The sequence below is a fragment of the Halarchaeum acidiphilum MH1-52-1 genome, from assembly GCF_000474235.1.
Lineage (GTDB): Archaea > Halobacteriota > Halobacteria > Halobacteriales > Halobacteriaceae > Halarchaeum > Halarchaeum acidiphilum.
Genome location: NZ_BATA01000028.1, coordinates 1 through 15242, shown reverse-complemented (window position 1 = coordinate 15242; position 15242 = coordinate 1). Strand labels below are relative to the sequence as shown.

Annotated in this window: 15 protein-coding genes; 12 read left to right on the top strand and 3 right to left on the bottom strand. The window is 71.0% G+C overall.

Annotated features, from left to right (window positions below):
- Positions 1–56 precede the first annotated feature (56 nt).
- The 8 genes from AOZ13_RS06720 to AOZ13_RS15885 are packed head-to-tail and all read left to right on the top strand — an operon-like array spanning position 57 to position 9481.
- Positions 57–587 carry a hypothetical protein gene (locus AOZ13_RS06720; protein WP_021780155.1) on the top strand — a complete coding sequence of 177 codons (531 nt, stop codon included), beginning with the start codon at positions 57–59 and terminating at the stop codon, positions 585–587.
- Positions 584–2182, top strand: a complete 1599-nt coding sequence (locus AOZ13_RS06715; protein WP_021780154.1) for a GMC family oxidoreductase — start codon at positions 584–586, stop codon at positions 2180–2182. Before AOZ13_RS06720 ends, AOZ13_RS06715 begins: the two co-directional genes overlap by 4 nt.
- A gap of 49 nt (positions 2183–2231) precedes the next feature.
- Positions 2232–3431, top strand: coding sequence for a hypothetical protein (locus AOZ13_RS06710; protein WP_020221851.1), 1200 nt, complete (start codon positions 2232–2234; stop codon positions 3429–3431).
- Between the two features lie 26 nt (positions 3432–3457).
- Positions 3458–4660 (top strand): extracellular solute-binding protein, encoded by a 1203-nt coding sequence (locus AOZ13_RS06705; protein ID WP_020221852.1) that lies wholly within the window; start codon positions 3458–3460, stop codon positions 4658–4660.
- A 1-nt stretch (position 4661) separates the two neighbouring features.
- Positions 4662–6269: an ABC transporter permease gene (locus tag AOZ13_RS06700; protein ID WP_020221853.1), complete on the top strand. Its 1608-nt coding sequence runs from the start codon at positions 4662–4664 to the stop codon at positions 6267–6269.
- Between the two features lie 10 nt (positions 6270–6279).
- Positions 6280–7437, top strand: coding sequence for an ABC transporter ATP-binding protein (locus tag AOZ13_RS06695; protein ID WP_020221854.1), 1158 nt, complete (start codon positions 6280–6282; stop codon positions 7435–7437).
- Between the two features lie 2 nt (positions 7438–7439).
- Positions 7440–8393: a glycosyltransferase family 39 protein gene (locus AOZ13_RS14910; RefSeq protein ID WP_234402845.1), complete on the top strand. Its 954-nt coding sequence runs from the start codon at positions 7440–7442 to the stop codon at positions 8391–8393.
- Positions 8294–9481 (top strand): DUF7846 domain-containing protein, encoded by a 1188-nt coding sequence (locus tag AOZ13_RS15885; protein ID WP_449404298.1) that lies wholly within the window; start codon positions 8294–8296, stop codon positions 9479–9481. The genes AOZ13_RS14910 and AOZ13_RS15885 overlap by 100 nt, the downstream gene beginning before the upstream one ends.
- Here AOZ13_RS15885 and AOZ13_RS06685 read toward each other — a convergent pair.
- From AOZ13_RS06685 to hemH, 3 genes are read right to left on the bottom strand one after another with little or no spacing between them, the layout of a single operon-like run.
- Positions 9478–10185: a dolichyl-phosphate hexose transferase gene (locus AOZ13_RS06685; RefSeq protein ID WP_020221255.1), complete on the bottom strand. Its 708-nt coding sequence runs from the start codon at positions 10183–10185 to the stop codon at positions 9478–9480. The two genes, AOZ13_RS15885 and AOZ13_RS06685, sit on opposite strands and share 4 nt — an antisense overlap.
- A gap of 49 nt (positions 10186–10234) precedes the next feature.
- Positions 10235–11551, bottom strand: a complete 1317-nt coding sequence (gene hemG / locus AOZ13_RS06680) for a protoporphyrinogen oxidase (RefSeq protein WP_199897002.1) — start codon at positions 11549–11551, stop codon at positions 10235–10237.
- Positions 11524–12573 (bottom strand): ferrochelatase, encoded by a 1050-nt coding sequence (gene hemH / locus AOZ13_RS06675; RefSeq protein WP_020221253.1) that lies wholly within the window; start codon positions 12571–12573, stop codon positions 11524–11526. Before hemH ends, hemG begins: the two co-directional genes overlap by 28 nt.
- Before the next feature lie 230 nt (positions 12574–12803).
- Here hemH and AOZ13_RS06670 point away from each other — a divergent pair, with 230 nt between their 5' ends.
- The 4 genes from AOZ13_RS06670 to AOZ13_RS06660 all read left to right on the top strand — a co-directional run.
- Entirely contained in the window at positions 12804–13469 is a 666-nt protein-coding gene (locus AOZ13_RS06670) for a LolA-like protein (protein WP_020221252.1), read from the top strand.
- A complete protein-coding gene (locus tag AOZ13_RS14905) occupies positions 13466–13792 on the top strand; it encodes a Clp protease/crotonase-like domain-containing protein (RefSeq protein WP_234402844.1) in 327 nt (108 codons plus the stop codon). Before AOZ13_RS06670 ends, AOZ13_RS14905 begins: the two co-directional genes overlap by 4 nt.
- Before the next feature lie 5 nt (positions 13793–13797).
- On the top strand, positions 13798–14373 hold the full coding sequence (locus AOZ13_RS14900; protein ID WP_234402843.1) for a S49 family peptidase: 576 nt from the start codon (positions 13798–13800) through the stop codon (positions 14371–14373).
- On the top strand, positions 14360–15242 hold an 883-nt coding region (locus AOZ13_RS06660; RefSeq protein WP_049933933.1), incomplete at its 3' end, for a hypothetical protein. The genes AOZ13_RS14900 and AOZ13_RS06660, both read left to right, overlap by 14 nt.

The following is a 15242-nucleotide window of genomic DNA, read 5'->3' as shown; positions in this document are numbered from 1 at the left end:
GGCGCCCGCTCGGCGAGACGACACGCTCAAGTTTAGGTTTGCCTAATTACCCCTCGATGGAGCTGACGAGACGCGACGTCCTCGCCGCGCTCGCGGCCGCCGGGGTCGTCGGCGCGGGTGCACACGAGTACGCCGAGCGCGACGGCGGATCGGCCGACCCGCCGCTCACGGACCACGAGACGGCCACGCTCGTCGCCGTCGCCGAGGTCGCCTACCCGAGCGCGGTGTCGAACGTCCCCGACTTCGCGCGGCGCTACTCGGTCGCGCGCGTGAACGACGACGCCGACTACCGCGCGGGCGTCCGCGAGGCCGTCGCGGACCTCGATGACGCCTGCACGTCGTGGTTCGACGATCGCTTCGCCGCCCTCGACGACGACGACGCGCGGGCGGACGCGCTCCACGAGATCGGTGCCGTCGTCGCCACGCCGGACCCGTCGGGCGGGCGCAGCGAGCGGATCCGTCACTACCTCGTGAACGAACTGCTCTACGCGCTCTACACGAGTCCGACCGGCGCGGGCCTCGCGGGGCTGGAGAACCCGCCGGGCTACCCGGGTGGCGACACCTCCTACCAGCGGGGACCGCAGTGACCGACCGCACGCCCCGCGCGGACGCGGACGTCTGCGTGGTCGGCGCCGGGCCGGCGGGCGCGCTCGTCGCCCACCGGCTGGCGGCGGCGGGACACGACGTCGTGGTGCTGGACGCCGGCCCGCGCTTCGACCCCGCTGACCGGCCCGCGCGCGAGGAGACGGCGATCCGGCCGGGCGAGACGGCACCGTGGGGGACCGGCGTCGACGAGCACGCGGAGCGCGACGCGTTCACCTCGACGGGACCGAAGTCCTATCCGCTGAACGACGCGCGCGTGAAGGGCGTCGGCGGGAGCACCCTCCACTGGCAGGGGATGGTGATGCGCCTCCACGAGTCCGACTTCCGCCTACACACCGAGACGGGTCTCGGGACCGACTGGCCGCTCTCGTACGCGGACCTCCGGTCCCATTACGCGGCCGCCGAGCGGGCGTTCGGCGTCGCGGGCGCGAGCGACAACCCCTTCGCGCCGCCCAGAGAAACGCCGTTCCCGCTGCCGGCGTTCGAACCATCCTATTCGGACTCGATATTCGCCGAGGCGTGCGAGGCCCGCGGCATCGCGACGCACTCGGTGCCGAACGCGCGGAACTCCGAGTCCTATCAGGGGCGGAGCGAGTGTCAGGGGTACGGCACCTGCAAGCCGGTCTGCCCCTCGGGCGCGAAGTACGACGCGACGGTCCACGTCTCGAAGGCCGAGGACGCCGGCGCGCGCGTGATCGACCGCGCGGCCGTCCAGCGCCTCGAACACGACGACGCGGGCGAGCGCGTGACGGCCGCGGTGTACGCGACGCCGGACGGGGAGTTCAGACAGGAGGCCGACGAGTTCGTGCTCGCCGCGGGGGGCGTCGAGACGCCGCGCCTCCTCCTCCTCTCCGAGAGTCCGCAGTACCCGGACGGTCTCGCGAACACCTCGGGGCTGGTCGGGCGGTACTTCACGGACCACTTCTACGCTGGCGTCGGCGGCGTCGTCGACGAGCGCACGCGCCAGCACCACGTCGGATTCAACACGACGAACAGCCACCAGTTCTACGAGCGCCCGTCGGACGGCTCGCGGACGGCGATCAAACTGGAGTTCCACAACTACGCGGGACCGACGCCCGCGGACGTCGCGCTCTCCGGGGACGCGCTCGGCGACGACCTGCTCGATGACGTCAGGCGCGAGTACGGGAATCAGGTCGGGGTCGGCGCGCTCGTCGAGCAGGTCCCCCAGTACGAGAACCGGGTGCGTCTCGACCGCTCGAAGACCGACGACCACGGGAGTCCGGTGCCGGACGTCGTCTGGTCGCTCGACGACCGGACGAAGCGGACCATCGAGCGGGCGAACGAGATCCAGCGCGGGATCCTGAGCGAACTGGACGCGGAGATCCGCTGGGAGATCGGGCCGGAGAAGACCGGGCCGGCGTTCCACCACATGGGGACGACGCGGATGGGTGTGGACCCGTCGACGAGCGTCGTGGACCCGGAGCTGCGAACGCACGACCTCTCGAACCTCACGATCGCGGGGAGTTCGGTGTTCCCGACGACGGGCGCGATGAATCCGACGCTGACGATCGCGGCGCTCTCGCTCTACGCGGCCGATCGTCTCCGCGAGCGACTCTGAACCATACCGACGTCTTTTAGGCTGGGCTAAACCATGTTCGGGTAACGAGATGAGCGACCCCGACGTCTGCGTCGTCGTCCCCACGATCCGCGAGTACGGGTGCGTGCGGGACTACGTCGCCAACGCCCGCGCGCACGGTTTCGACACGGACCGTCTCGAGTTCTGCCTCGTCACCGAGGACGACTGTCCGACCGGGGAGATGCGCGCGATGCTCGACGACCTCGGGGTCGCGGGCGGCGTCTACGACGGGTCGGCCCGCGATCGGTGGTTCGAGTCGCACGGGATCGCCGAGCACCGCGACCTGATCCCCGCGCGCTCGCACGCCCAGACCTCGTTCGGTCTCCTCTACCTCTGGGCGGCGGGCCACGACTACGGGGCCTTCCTCGACGACGACACGCGGCCCCACGAGGGCGTGGACTTCTTCGGGACGCACCTCGCGAACCTCGCGTACGAGGGCGACCTCGTCGAGCGCGCCTCGGACGAGCGGTGGGTGAACGTCCTCGACGACGCCGAGGGAGACCTCTACCCGCGCGGCTACCCGTACGCGGCGATGGACGAGACGGTCGAGCGGCGAACGACCGAGGTGTCGGACGTCGTCGCCTCGCAGGGCCTCTGGACGGACGTCCCCGATCTCGACGCGGTGCGCATCCTGAACGACGGCGACCTCCGCGGGCAGGCGGCGACGCGAACGTCGTCAGCGGACTTCCCGACGGACTTCGTCGCGGCGCGCGGGCACTACCTCACCGTCTGCTCGATGAACCTCGCCTTCCGCCGCGAGGTCGTCCCCGCCTTCTACCAGTTCCCGATGGACGACAACGAGTGGGGCGTCGGGCGCTTCGACGACATCTGGAGCGGCCTCCTGTTGAAGCGGGCGTGCGACGCCGTCGGGACCAGACTCTACAACGGTCGCCCCCTCTGTCGCCACGAGAAGGCGCCGCGCTCGACGTTCGACGACCTCGCGGACGAGGTCGCGGGTCTCGAACTGAACGAGCACGTCTGGGAGGTGATCGACCGCGCGGAGCCGACGCTTCCGGACGGTGACGCGAGTGGAGACCCCCTCGCGGCCGATGGCGGCGCGCGCGTCGACGCCTACGCGGCGGTGGCGCGCGCGGTCGCGGACGAACTCGTCGCGGGTGACTTCTCGACGTACCGCAACGGGGCCTTCCTGAACCGCTGCGGCGAACGCCTCCGGGAGTGGTTGTCGTGTCTCGACGCGCTCGCCGACGGCGGTACGTTCCGACAGCTATAAGTGATTTAGGCGAACCTAAAAGAATAATGGGCGACCGAGATACGCCGACGCGGCGTCAGTTCCTCGCAGCGGGTTCGGTGATCGGCACGGCAGCGCTCGCCGGGTGTAACGGCATCTTCTCCGGCGGCGGTGAAGAGACCACGTCGAGCACGACGAGCACCGGTACGACGAGCACCGGCACGACGAGCACGTCGACCTCGCGCGACGTCGACATCTCGAACTGGCGCGGGTCGAGTCCGCTCGTGCAGGACCGCCCGATGCCCGGCGGACCGTCGATCACGGAGATGCCGGATCTCGAGGGGGAGTTGACGCTCTACATCGGCGGTGGCGAAGGCGGTCTCTATCAGCAGCTCGCGACCCTCCTCCAGAAGCACTACCCGGACTTCACCGTCCACACGCGCTACAGCGCGGCCAATCAGGTGCTCACCGAGGGGCAGAACGGACAGGTCCGCGCGGACGTCTTCTGGGCGAACGACGCGGGCTCACTCGGCGTCGTCGAGGACGCCGACCTCGCCGCGTCGCTAGACGGCGACACGACGGACCTCGTCCCGAGCCGCTACCACACGGACGCGTGGACCGGTGTCGCCGGCCGCGCGCGCGCCATCCCATACAACACGAAACAGTTCTCTGAGAGCGACGTCCCGGACAGCATCGACGCGTTCACCGACACCGCGGACCTCGACGCGAAGATGGGGTGGGCACCGTCCTACCCGGCGTTCCAGTCGTTCGTCACCGCGATGCGCGTCCTCGAGGGCGAGGACGCGACCCGCTCGTGGCTCAACGGCATGCAAGAGCGCGGACACGGCGGAATGAGCCAGTACAAGAACGAGTGGTACGTCTCGAACGCCGTCGCGGACGGCGAGATCGGCGCCGGTATCGCGAACCACTACTACACGATCCGCGTGATCTCCTCGCGGCCGAACGCGCCCATCGACCTCGCGTTCACGAAGAACGACGCGGGCGCGCTCGTTGACGTCGCGGGCGCGGAGGTCATGAAGGACACGAGCAATCCGGAGCTGGCGCAGAACTTCGTCCACCACCTCCTGAGCGCGGAGGCCCAAGAGTTCCTCGCGACGTGGTCGTTCGCCTATCCGATGATCGGCGGCGTCGATCCCGTCGAACAGCTCCCGGCGCTCTCCGCGCTCAATCCGCCGGACCTCGATCTGACGAAGCTCGCGAACGTCCAGCCGACGCTCGACCTCCTGCGGCAGACGGGCGTTCTCAGCTGACGTGACCGTCCGCGATCGCCTGATCGGCCTCGCCGAGTTCGGCGACGAGCGGCGGCGCCACCGAGCGATCGCCGCCCTCGCGACGTGTTTCGCGCTCCTCGTCGCCTCGCCGGTCATTTGGATGGTCGTCCGCGCCCTCGGCGCGCCGCCCGACGCGTTCGCGCTCCTCGTCTCCCCCGGGACGCTCCAAGTGCTCGTGAACAGCGTCGTCGTCATCGCCGCCGTGAGCGCGTTCTCCGTGCTCATCGGCGTTCCGCTCGCCGTGCTGACCGTCCAGACCGACCTCCCGTTCGGCCGGTTCTGGACCGTGACCGCGGCGCTCCCGCTCGTCATCCCCGAGTACATCGGCGCGTTCGCGTTCGCCTCCGCGTTCGGCCCGCACGGCGCGTTCGCGGACGCGCTCGTCCCGCTCGGCGTCACCTCGATCCCGACCATCTACGGGCTTCAGGGCACCGTGATCGTCTTCACGCTGTTCACCTACCCGTACGTCTTCCTCACGACGCGCGCGGGGCTCCTCTCCGTGGACGAGACGCTCGTCGAGGCGGCGCGCACCCTCGATCGCAGCTCGATCGGCGCGCTCCGCGAGATCGTCCTCCCGCAGGTGCTCCCCGCGATCAGCGCTGGCGTCCTCCTCACCGCGCTCGACTCGCTCGCGGACTTCGGGACGCCCGCGATCATGCACTACGACACGTTCATGCGCCAGATCTACGTGCAGTACAACAACTACGCCCAACCCGGATACACCGCGCTGTTGAGCATGGAGCTGCTCGTCGTCGTCGCCGTCGTCCTCGTTCTGGAGTCGCGTGTCAGCGGCGACGCGAACGCGGGCTTCAGCGGCGGCGGGAGCGGGCGCCCGGGGAGCGTCCGCCTCGGCCGCTGGCGGTGGCCGGCGACGCTCTTCCCCGCCGCCGTCGCGGTGCTCGCCATCGGCGTCCCTCTCGCCATCCTCGTCAAGTGGCACTACCGAACGGGGACCACCTATGCCGGCTTCGCCTTCCACCTCTCCGACGTCCTCCACTCCGTCGAGGTGTCGGCGCTCGCGGCCGTCGCCGCCCTCGTCGCCTCCCTCCCCGTCGCGTACTACGCGGCGCGCTCCGACTCGCCCCTCTCGACGGTCGTCGACCGCGTCTCCTACGTCGGGTACGCCGTCCCCGGTCTCGTCCTCGGCATCTCGCTCGTCTACTTCGGAACGGCGTTCGTCCCCGCGCTCTACCAGACGCTCCCGATGCTCGTCTTCGCGTACGTCGTCCGCTTCCTCCCGCAGGCCGTCGGCTCCGTGCGCTCGTCGTTCCTCCAAGTGGACGACACGCTGACGGAAGCCGCGCGCACCCTCGAACACTCCCCGCTCGCCGCGTTCCGCCGCGTGACGATTCCGCTCGTCGCCCCCGGTCTCGCCGCTGGCGCCGCGCTCGTCTTCCTCACGACGATGAAGGAGTTGCAGGCGACCCTCGTGTTGCAACCGACAGGTTTCAGAACGCTCGTCACGTACATCTGGAAAGTCCAGGAAGCGGGCTACTACAGCGAGGCCGCGATCCCCGCGCTCGTGCTCGTGGGGGTGTCCGCACTCTCGATGCTCGTGCTGCTCGCGCGCGAGCGTTACGACGTCTAAGACCGATACGATGTCCGAATCAAACCACACGCGACCGAAATCGACCCGGGAGAACGACGCCGAGCGCGCGCCGCGCGCCGAGGGCGCGGGCGACGACGCCACCGGCGACGTCGTCCTCCGCCTCGACGGCGTCACGAAACGCTACGGCACGGAGGAAGCCGTCACCGACCTCTCCATCGACATCCGCGAGGGCGAACTCCTGACGCTCCTCGGTCCCTCCGGCTGCGGGAAGACGACGACGCTGCGCCTGATGGCGGGCCTCGAACGCCCGAGCGAGGGCACCGTCGAACTCAACGGCGACCACGTCGCGGGCGAGGACGCGGCGTTCGTCGAACCCGAGGATCGCGGCGTCGGCGTCGTCTTTCAGGACTTCGCTCTCTTCCCGCATCTGAACGTCCGCGAGAACGTCGCCTTCGGTCTCACGGACCTCGACGACGAGGCGACCGACCGCCGCGTCGACGACCTCCTCGACCTCGTGAACCTCGCCGGAATGGGCGAGCGCGCGCCCGACGAACTCTCCGGCGGCCAGCAACAGCGCGTCGCGCTCGCGCGTTCGCTCGCCCCCGAACCCGACATCCTCCTCCTCGACGAGCCGTTCAGCAACCTCGACGTCCGCCTGCGCGTGCGGATGCGCGAGGAGGTCCGCGAGATCCTGAAGGAGGCGGGCGTCACCGCCGTCTCCGTCACGCACGATCAGGAGGAGGCCCTCAGCATCTCCGAGCGCGTCGCCGTGATGAACGACGGCCGCATCGAGCAGGTCGGCCGGCCGGGCGACGTCTTCGAGGACCCCGAGTCGCGCTTCGTCGCGTCGTTCCTCGGGCAGGCGGGCTTCCTCTCGACGCACATCGGCGAGTCGCGCATCGAGACGACGATCGGCACCTACGACCACGACCTCCTGCGCGGCTACGCCGACCAGTACGTCGGCGCGACCGTCGACACGCTCGTCCGCCCGGACGACCTCCGCGCGACCCCGGCGAACGAGAGCACCGCCGACGGCCACATCACGAAACGCCAGTACACCGGCCCTTCCTTCGTCTACCACGTCCGTCTCGACAACGGCGACGAGGTGCGCTGCATGCACAATCACGCCGAGCGCTTCGAGGTCGACGAACCCGTCGCGGTCGAACTCGTCGCCGACCACGCGCTCGCGTGGTACCCGACCGAGTAGGCATGGACGGGCGCGCACGCCGGCGGCTCGCGGTCGCTCTCGCCGTCCTCGGCGGCCTGCTCGCCCTCGGACTCGCCGTCTCGCTCTTCCCCTATCACACGATCAATCACGACGAGGGGGTCTACCTCCAGCAGGCGAGCCTCCTCCTCCGCGGACGGCTCTTCCTCCACCCGCCCGTCGCGGACGCCTTCCGTCCGTGGTTCTTCGTCGACGGCGCGCGCGGACTCTACGCGAAGTACGCGCCCTATCCCGCCGTCCTCTACGCCGCCGGAACGGCGCTCGGGAACGCCCGCCTCGCGCTGTTCGCGGTCGGCGCGGCCGTCGTCGGTCTCACCTACCTCCTCGGAGTCGAGATCCGCGACCGGACGGTCGGCCTGCTCGCCGCCGGGTTCGTCCTCGTCTCGCCGCTGTTCGTCGTCGACGCCGCGACGTTCCTCCCGTACGCGCCCGTCGCGGCGCTGAACCTCGGCTTCGCCGTCGCCTACCTGCGCGCCGAGCGGACGGGAAAGACGGGATGGGCGGCGCTCGCCGGCGCGCTCGTCGGCGCGGCCTTCTTCTCGCGGCCGTACACCGCCGTGCTGTTCGCCCTGCCGTTCGTCGCGCACGCCGCGTGGACGCTCGGACGCGCGCGGTCGGCGCTTCGGGCGGCGATCGCGGAGCGGAGGCGCCCGCGCTCGCGCGCCGCCGCCTCGCCACCGCCGCCCTCGGCTTGTGTGGGGTGCTCGTCGCGCTCGGGTACAACCGCTACCTCACGGGGAGCGCGTTCGTCTTCCCCTATCAGGCCTTCGCGCCGCACGACGGTCTCGGGTTCGGCCCGCACGCCCTCCGCGGGTACGGCCACGACTACACGCCCGCGGTGGCCGTGCGCGCCAACGCCGTCGTCGTCTGGCGTCTCCTCTCGCGCTGGGTCGCGGGCGGTCTCCTCGGAAGCGCGCTCGCCGCCGTCGGCCTCGTGACGGTCCGACGCCGACGGCGCGACGCCGACGCGCGCGTCCTCGCCCTCGCCGGCCTCTACCCGAGCGTCGTCCTCGGGAACGTCTACTTCTGGGGCAACTACAACCTCCTCTCGCCGGACTTCAACGCCACGCAGGGGCTCCTCCAATACCTCGGCCCCTACTACCACTTCGCGCTGCTCGCGCCGACGGCGGTGTTCGCGGCGCTCGGTCTCCGGTGGCTCCGCGCGCACGTCTGGCCGCGCCTCGCCGGGGTCGATCGGCGCGTCGCGCTCACCGTCGCGCTCGTCGCCTGCGTGCTCGCCGCCGCGGCCGTCGGGGGCGCGCTCGCCGGGCCGCTCTCGCGCAACGCCGCGAACACCGCCGAGTACGAGCAGGGGTACGCGCCGTTCACCGGCGAGAGCGGTCCCGCGGACGCCGTCGTCTTCCTCCCGACGACGTATCAGGACTGGCTCAATCACCCCTACCAGTACCTGCGAAACGATCCGGGATACGACGCCGACACGCTCTACGCGCTCGACGGCGTGCGCTCGCTCGCGGTCACGGCCGCCTATCCGAACCGCACCTACTACCGCTACGAGTTCCGAGGGACGTGGGTGCCGACGGACGATCTCAGCGTCCACCCGGCGCTGAAGCGGGTGCACGTGACCCGCGGGAGGACACTGACGGAGCGACTGACCGTCCGCGTTCCTCGCGGGTCGGACTCCGCGTCGATACGCGTCGCCACCGACGCCGGCCACGGCTACTACGCGCTGAACGCGACGCCCGGGAACCACACCGTGACGCTCGCCGTGAACGACACCGCGGTTCGGGTCGGCGGCGTCGCGCCCGCGAGTTCCGGGACGACGCGCGCCCTCCCCGTGAACGACAGCGACGAGGTGACGACGACGGTCTACGTCCAACGCGCGCCGAGCGTCGGCTTCAGCTACCGATCGCGACTCCCGGTGGGATATCGGAACGGGACGCGCGCGGCGCTCACGCCCTACGTGGAGGCCTGCACGGACCCGCGGACCTGCGGCGGCGGCGCGGCCTACCTCCCGGGACGGGTCGACGACCGGTACCACGTGAACGCGACGGTCGCGGGGCGCTAGACCGGAAGGCGCTGACGGAGCGAGCGCGCGCGCTCCGCGGCGCAGACGCGCAGGATCGAGCCCGCGATCTCGCGCCCGCCGGTCAGGGGGTCGAGCGTCGTCTCGCCGCGGCGTTCGCCGTACGCGATGGGTTCCTCGCGGATGTCGTAGCCGCGCATCGCGGGCCGGAGGAGGAGTTCCGCGGACAGACCGGTGTTCTCCGTCCACTCGATCGCCGTCAGGACGTCGCGCCGGTAGGCGCGCATCCCGGTCGTCACGTCGTGGAGGCGTCGGCCGGCGAGGGCGGACGCGCCGAGGGCGAAGGCCGCGTTCCCGAGCCGGTTGAACGCCGGCATCGCGTCCGCGCCCCAGTAGAGCCGATCGCCGCTCACGACGTCGTACCCCTCGTTCACGCGCGCGAGGAAGTCCGGGATGCGCTCTAAGGGGTACGTGTCGTCGCAGTCGGTCGTGACGACGACGGGACGCGTGCTCGTCGCGAGCGCGGTCGAGAGCGCCGCACCGTACCCCTTCGGCTCCTGCTCGACGACGTGCGCGCCGCGCTCGCGGGCGATCGCCGCCGTGCCGTCGCTGGAGGAGTCGACGACGACGACCTCCGCGCGGCCGTCGGTCGCCGCCTCGACGGCGTCGAGGACGTGCCCGATGGCGTCCGCTTCGTCGTACGCGCCCATGACGACGCTGACGTCGTCGAGGTCGTAGTCGGCCATCGTCGCACCGGACGCCCCCGATGTTTTTAGGTGTACCGAAAATATGCGGTCAGGCGAGGTCGTCGGCGACGCGCTCGGCCTCGCGGACGCGCCCCGGCACGCCGACGCGCGCCGTGTAGTTCGTCGCGAGCGTGAGTCCGTCGGGGAGCGAGACGCGATCGAGCGCGGCCCACGACTCGTCGTACGCGGGGAGCGCGTCCGTCATCTGCGCGACGTCGCGGACGTGGGCGGCCGCGTCCATCACGACCTCGAACTCCTCGGCGGCGATCTCGCCGACGTCCTCGGGATCCATCTCGACGATCCGGCCGTCAGCCATTCCGCCGAGGAACGCCGTGTACTGCCCGGTGCGCCCGAAGAGGCTGTGGTGCCACGAGACGCCGAGCGTCCGCAGCGACTCGGTGCGTCGCACCTGATAGCCGAAGCCCTCGCGGCGCGCGTCCGAGTACATCGTCACGATCGCGAGGGGGTTGTACGTCAGTTCGCCGAGCGCGGCCGCCGATGTCGGCGCGACGCCGTCGAGGAGATCCGCGGCGGCCGGCGCGGGGACGGTGAGCACGACGTCGTCGGCGGTGACGCGTCCGTCGGGGGTCGAAACGACGTATCGGTCGCCGTCGCGTTCGATCCCGGTCGCGGGCGTGCCGAGGCGCACCCGGTCGTCGTAGCGGTCGGCGAGCGCCGTCGGGAGGCGCTGGAGACCACCCGGGAGCGAGACCGGCGGTGGCGTCTCGCCCGCCCCGCGGAGGCGTCGAAAGAGCGGGGGGAGGAGCGATCCGTGCTCCGCTCGGAGCCGCCGGAGCGCGGGGAGCGCGTGCTCGACCGGCATCCGGTCCGGATCGGAGCCGTACGTCCCGCCGAAGATCGGCTCGACGAGGTTGCGGTACGTCGTTTCTCCGACCAGCCGCCGGACGGCGTGGCCGACGGATTCGTCCGATCGGACGTCGTCCGCGATCGGCTCGGCGAGCAGGCGGAGCTTCGCGTGCCACGGCAGGAGGTCCGTCCGGACGAGCGTCGAGAGGTCGAACGGCACCTCGCGCAGGCGCCCGCCCGCGTAGACGTACAGCGGGAGGTCGTCGTCCGCGACCAGCAGGTCGTCGCGGAGACCCGCGGCGTCCACGAGCCGCTCGACGCCCTCGGTCAGTCGGATGCGGTTCGGCCCGCGCTCGGCGACGAGACCGTCGTCAAGGGGCTTCGAGTCGATGACGCCACCGGCTTCGTCCGTGGCTTCGAGCGCGACGCTCGGAACGCCGCGCTCGGCGAGGGCGTGCGTGAGCGCGAGACCCGTGATCCCCGCGCCGACGACCGCGACGTCGACGTCGCGCGATGCGTCCGCCGACACGCTCACTCGGCCCGCGGCGCGTTCAGGCACATCGCGCCCTCCTCGGCCGCACATTGGCACTCGCGGAGCTGGTAGTACTCGGGGTCGATGTCGGCGGCGAACGGCTCGACGAGGTCCGCGAGCAGGTCGGCGAAGCGCGGGTCGTCGTGCGGGACGGGCACTCGGTGGAGTTCCGTGCCGGCCGACTCGAGTTCCTCGCGAAGCTCGTCGTCGAGTTCTGAGAGGGTCTCGGACTGCTCGTGCATGAAGCTCACCGGCTCGACGACGACGCGCTCGGCGTCGCCCTCGACGGCGACGTCCTCCGTCTCGGGTTCGGTCCACGGGATATCGCGGTTCTCGTGGTTCTGATAGCCGACGACGTAGTCCTCGACGCCGAGGAGGTGCGCGAGCGCCGTCGTGTACTCGTCGACGTAGACGTCGTAGCGCGACCCCTCTTCGAGGTAATGGGTCGGCGTCCCGTGCGCGGAGAAGAGGACCATCGTGTCGTCGTCGGTCAGATCGACGCCTTCCTCGTCGGCGTACTCGCGGACGTTGTCGGCGCGCAGGCGCGTGTAGGCCGGGTGGCGGTGCCAGCCGGAGATGCGATCGACGGGAACGTCCCAGTCGGCGTCCGCGACCGCGTCGTTGAGGTCCGAGAGCGCGGCGACGGTCGTGGACGGACCGCAGAGGGGGTAGATCGGGAGACCGACCAGTCGGTCGACGCCGTCGGCCTCCGCGGCCGCGACCGCGTCCGCGATGGTCGGATCGGAGAACTGCGTGCCGAGGTAGCCGGTGACGTCGAGGCCGCGCTCGGTGAGCGTCTCGACCACGGCGTCCACTTGCGCCCGCGCCTGCGGATTGAGGGGTGAGCCGCCGATCTCCTCGTACTCCTCGATGAGGCTCGGCGCGCGCCGCTCGGCGAGTTCGCGCGAACGCTCGCGGGCCTCGTCTTCCGGCATGTCGCCGTCGAGGAACCGGTTGTTGTAGAAGATGCGTTCGAGATAGGGGACGACTGCCTCGCGCGTCGGCTCCGACGGCTCGCCGAAGTTCAGGAGGACGACTCCGGTGGTCATGGTCGGGATTTCGGGACGCGACTGCCAAAAGGTGTCGGTTGCCGAATCCGGTTCTCGGGCGCCGAACCGGTCGGTATATCGCGTTCGCGTTCCTCAAGAGGCGCCGAGAGAACGGCCGGCACGAACGCGAGGCTCGCGCTCGTCTGGACGCTCGGCGATCCGGTCCCGAACTGATCAGTATCCGATCAGATGAGAACCGTTATGTAAACGGATTCGGATGTCGCGAGTGCATGCCCCGCCACAGACGCAGACGATGTGCCCTCTGTCTCGGGCTCGTCGGAGTCCTCCTTCTCGCCGGCTGTTCGACGCTGTCGAGCACCGGGATTTCGGACGCCGACGCGGTCGGCGAGCAGGTACAGCACCGCTACGACGCCATCGATCGGTACAGCGCCACCGTCACGAAGACGGTCGAGACCCCGAACGGGGAGACGTCGGTCAGCGCCCGCCTCTCCGCGGATACGGACGGCGCGGCCACCGTCACGTACGAGAGCGGCCCGCGAGCGGGAACGACACGAACGTACGCGTCGGCGGCACGTTCGCCGGTCCTCGCGACGGGACCCGACGGCGCGCCCGCACGCGGTGCCACCTACGGCGCGCTCGCGGCGTCGCTCGTCCGGACGAACGACGTCTCGATCGACGGGACGACAGTCCTCGACGGGCACCGGTCCGTGGTCGTCTCGCTCGTCCCCGACGGGGACGGGAACGCGAGCGCCGCGGACGGTCTCGAACGCCGCGTCTGGGTCGACGTCGAGCGCCGGATCCCCCTCCGCGTCGAGACGACGTGGACGACGGCGACCGGCGCGAACGTCACCGAGACGGTCCGCTACGCGAACGTCACCCTCGACGAGGCGAACGCGACCGAAACGACGACCGCGAACGGAGTGGGCGCCGCGTGAGCGGGCGCGATCGCTCGCGCCTCGGCCGTCTCGTCCTCGTCGGTGCCGTCGTCGGTCTCCTCGTCGGCGCGGCCGTCGCCCCGACCGTCTGGAACCGGACGACCGGCCCGGACGGCACCGTCGCCGTGATCGAACTCCACAGCACCATCACGAGCGACACCGCGGATGCGGTCATCGATAACCTCCGCGAGGCCAGACGGAACGACTCGATCGAAGCCGTCGTCCTCGACGTCGACAGCCCCGGCGGCGCCGCGGCGGCGAGCGAACAGCTCTACCTCGCCGTCAAGCGCACGCGCGAGGTGATGCCCGTCTCACGAGCGTGACGGGGATGGCCGCCTCCGGCGGCTACTACACCTCGGTCGCCTCCGATGCGATCTACGTGACGCCCGCGAGCAGCGTGGGGAGCGTCGGCGTGCTCGCCACGATCCCGACGCAGGGCGTCCCGTCGGGCGAGATCGTGAGCGGGCCTGATAAGGGATCGACGTCGACCGTGCCCGAAGTCCGTCGGCGCGTCGAGGCGCTCCGACGCGCGTTCGTCGGCAGCGTGATGGCCGAGCGCGGCGACGCGCTCTCGCTCACCGAGAGCGAACTCTCGCACGCGAAGCTCTACTCGGGCGCGAAGGGCGTCCAGATCGGTCTCGCGGACGCAGTCGGCGGCATCGACACCGCGATTCAGGACGCCGCCGAGCGGGCCGGTCTCTCCGACTACCGGGTCGTCCGGATGGAGTCGCCGACGCCGAGCGTGCTCAGCCAACTCGGTCTCAGCGCCGACGCCGCCTCCGGCGGGTCGGCTAGCGCGAGCGCGACGTTCGGCGATCAGGGCGTCGAGACCGTCCACTACCTGATGATCCACGGCTCCGTCGCGGGCCCGCGGACGGAGGTGATCGCGAATGCGAGCGCGTGACCTGCGGAAGGCGATCGGCGCGTTCGTCGTCGTCCTCCTCGCCGTCGTCGTCGTGACGGCCGGTGCCGGCCTCGTGACCGACGCCACCGGATCGAGCGGCTCGACGCAGCCCGACGCGCCCGCGTACAATACGAGCGCGCTCCTGCCGACGCCGGTCGACGACACCGGCTCCGTCCCGGTGCCCGACGGCGCGGCGTCGAAGACCGTCGTCATCGACGCCGCCCACGGCAACGCGGTCGGCCGCGCGGACCTCCAGCCGCTCGTGGACGCGCTCGTTCGGGGCGGCGCCGAGGTGCGATTCTCCCACGGTGGCTCGTCCTCGTCCCTCCTCTCCGGGTCGGGCACGTCGGGGTTGAACGCGACGCTCGCCGACGCGGACGCGTACGTCGTCGCCGACCCGGCCGCGGCGTACGGCAGCGATGAGGCGTCCGCCGTCGCGCAGTTCGCCGACAACGGTGGCCGCGTCCTCCTGCTCGGCGACACACCGAGCGCGGCGACGAGCACGTCGTCGCTCCTCGGACTCACGAGCGGGACGGCGGCGGCCGGGAGCGGCCAACCGAACGCCATCGCCGCCCGTCGCGGGATGACGTTCGACGCCGACTACCTCTTCGACATGACGGACAACGCGAACAACTTCCAGTACGTCTACGGGACGCCGAGCGGTGACGGTTCGACCGGTCTCGCCGACGGCGTCGATCGCGCGGTCTTCGACGCCGCGGTGCCGGTCGTGCACGGTGAGACGGCCACGACGGCCATCGCGGCCGCGAACGTCAGTCGCTCCAGCACGCGGACGACCGGCACGCACGCCGTCGTCGCGCGGAACGGGAACGTCGCCGCGATCGGAGACACGTGGTTCCTCTCGCCGGACG

Coding starts and splice junctions, on each gene's coding strand:
- AOZ13_RS06720 (WP_021780155.1), top strand. CDS start 57: ATGGAGCTGACGAGACGCGACGTCCTCGCCGCGCTCGCGGCCGCCGGG.
- AOZ13_RS06710 (WP_020221851.1), top strand. CDS start 2,232: ATGAGCGACCCCGACGTCTGCGTCGTCGTCCCCACGATCCGCGAGTAC.
- AOZ13_RS06705 (WP_020221852.1), top strand. CDS start 3,458: ATGGGCGACCGAGATACGCCGACGCGGCGTCAGTTCCTCGCAGCGGGT.
- AOZ13_RS06695 (WP_020221854.1), top strand. CDS start 6,280: ATGTCCGAATCAAACCACACGCGACCGAAATCGACCCGGGAGAACGAC.
- AOZ13_RS14910 (WP_234402845.1), top strand. CDS start 7,440: ATGGACGGGCGCGCACGCCGGCGGCTCGCGGTCGCTCTCGCCGTCCTC.
- AOZ13_RS06685 (WP_020221255.1), bottom strand. CDS start 10,185: ATGGCCGACTACGACCTCGACGACGTCAGCGTCGTCATGGGCGCGTAC.
- hemH (WP_020221253.1), bottom strand. CDS start 12,573: ATGACCACCGGAGTCGTCCTCCTGAACTTCGGCGAGCCGTCGGAGCCG.
- AOZ13_RS06670 (WP_020221252.1), top strand. CDS start 12,804: ATGCCCCGCCACAGACGCAGACGATGTGCCCTCTGTCTCGGGCTCGTC.
- AOZ13_RS14900 (WP_234402843.1), top strand. CDS start 13,798: ATGGCCGCCTCCGGCGGCTACTACACCTCGGTCGCCTCCGATGCGATC.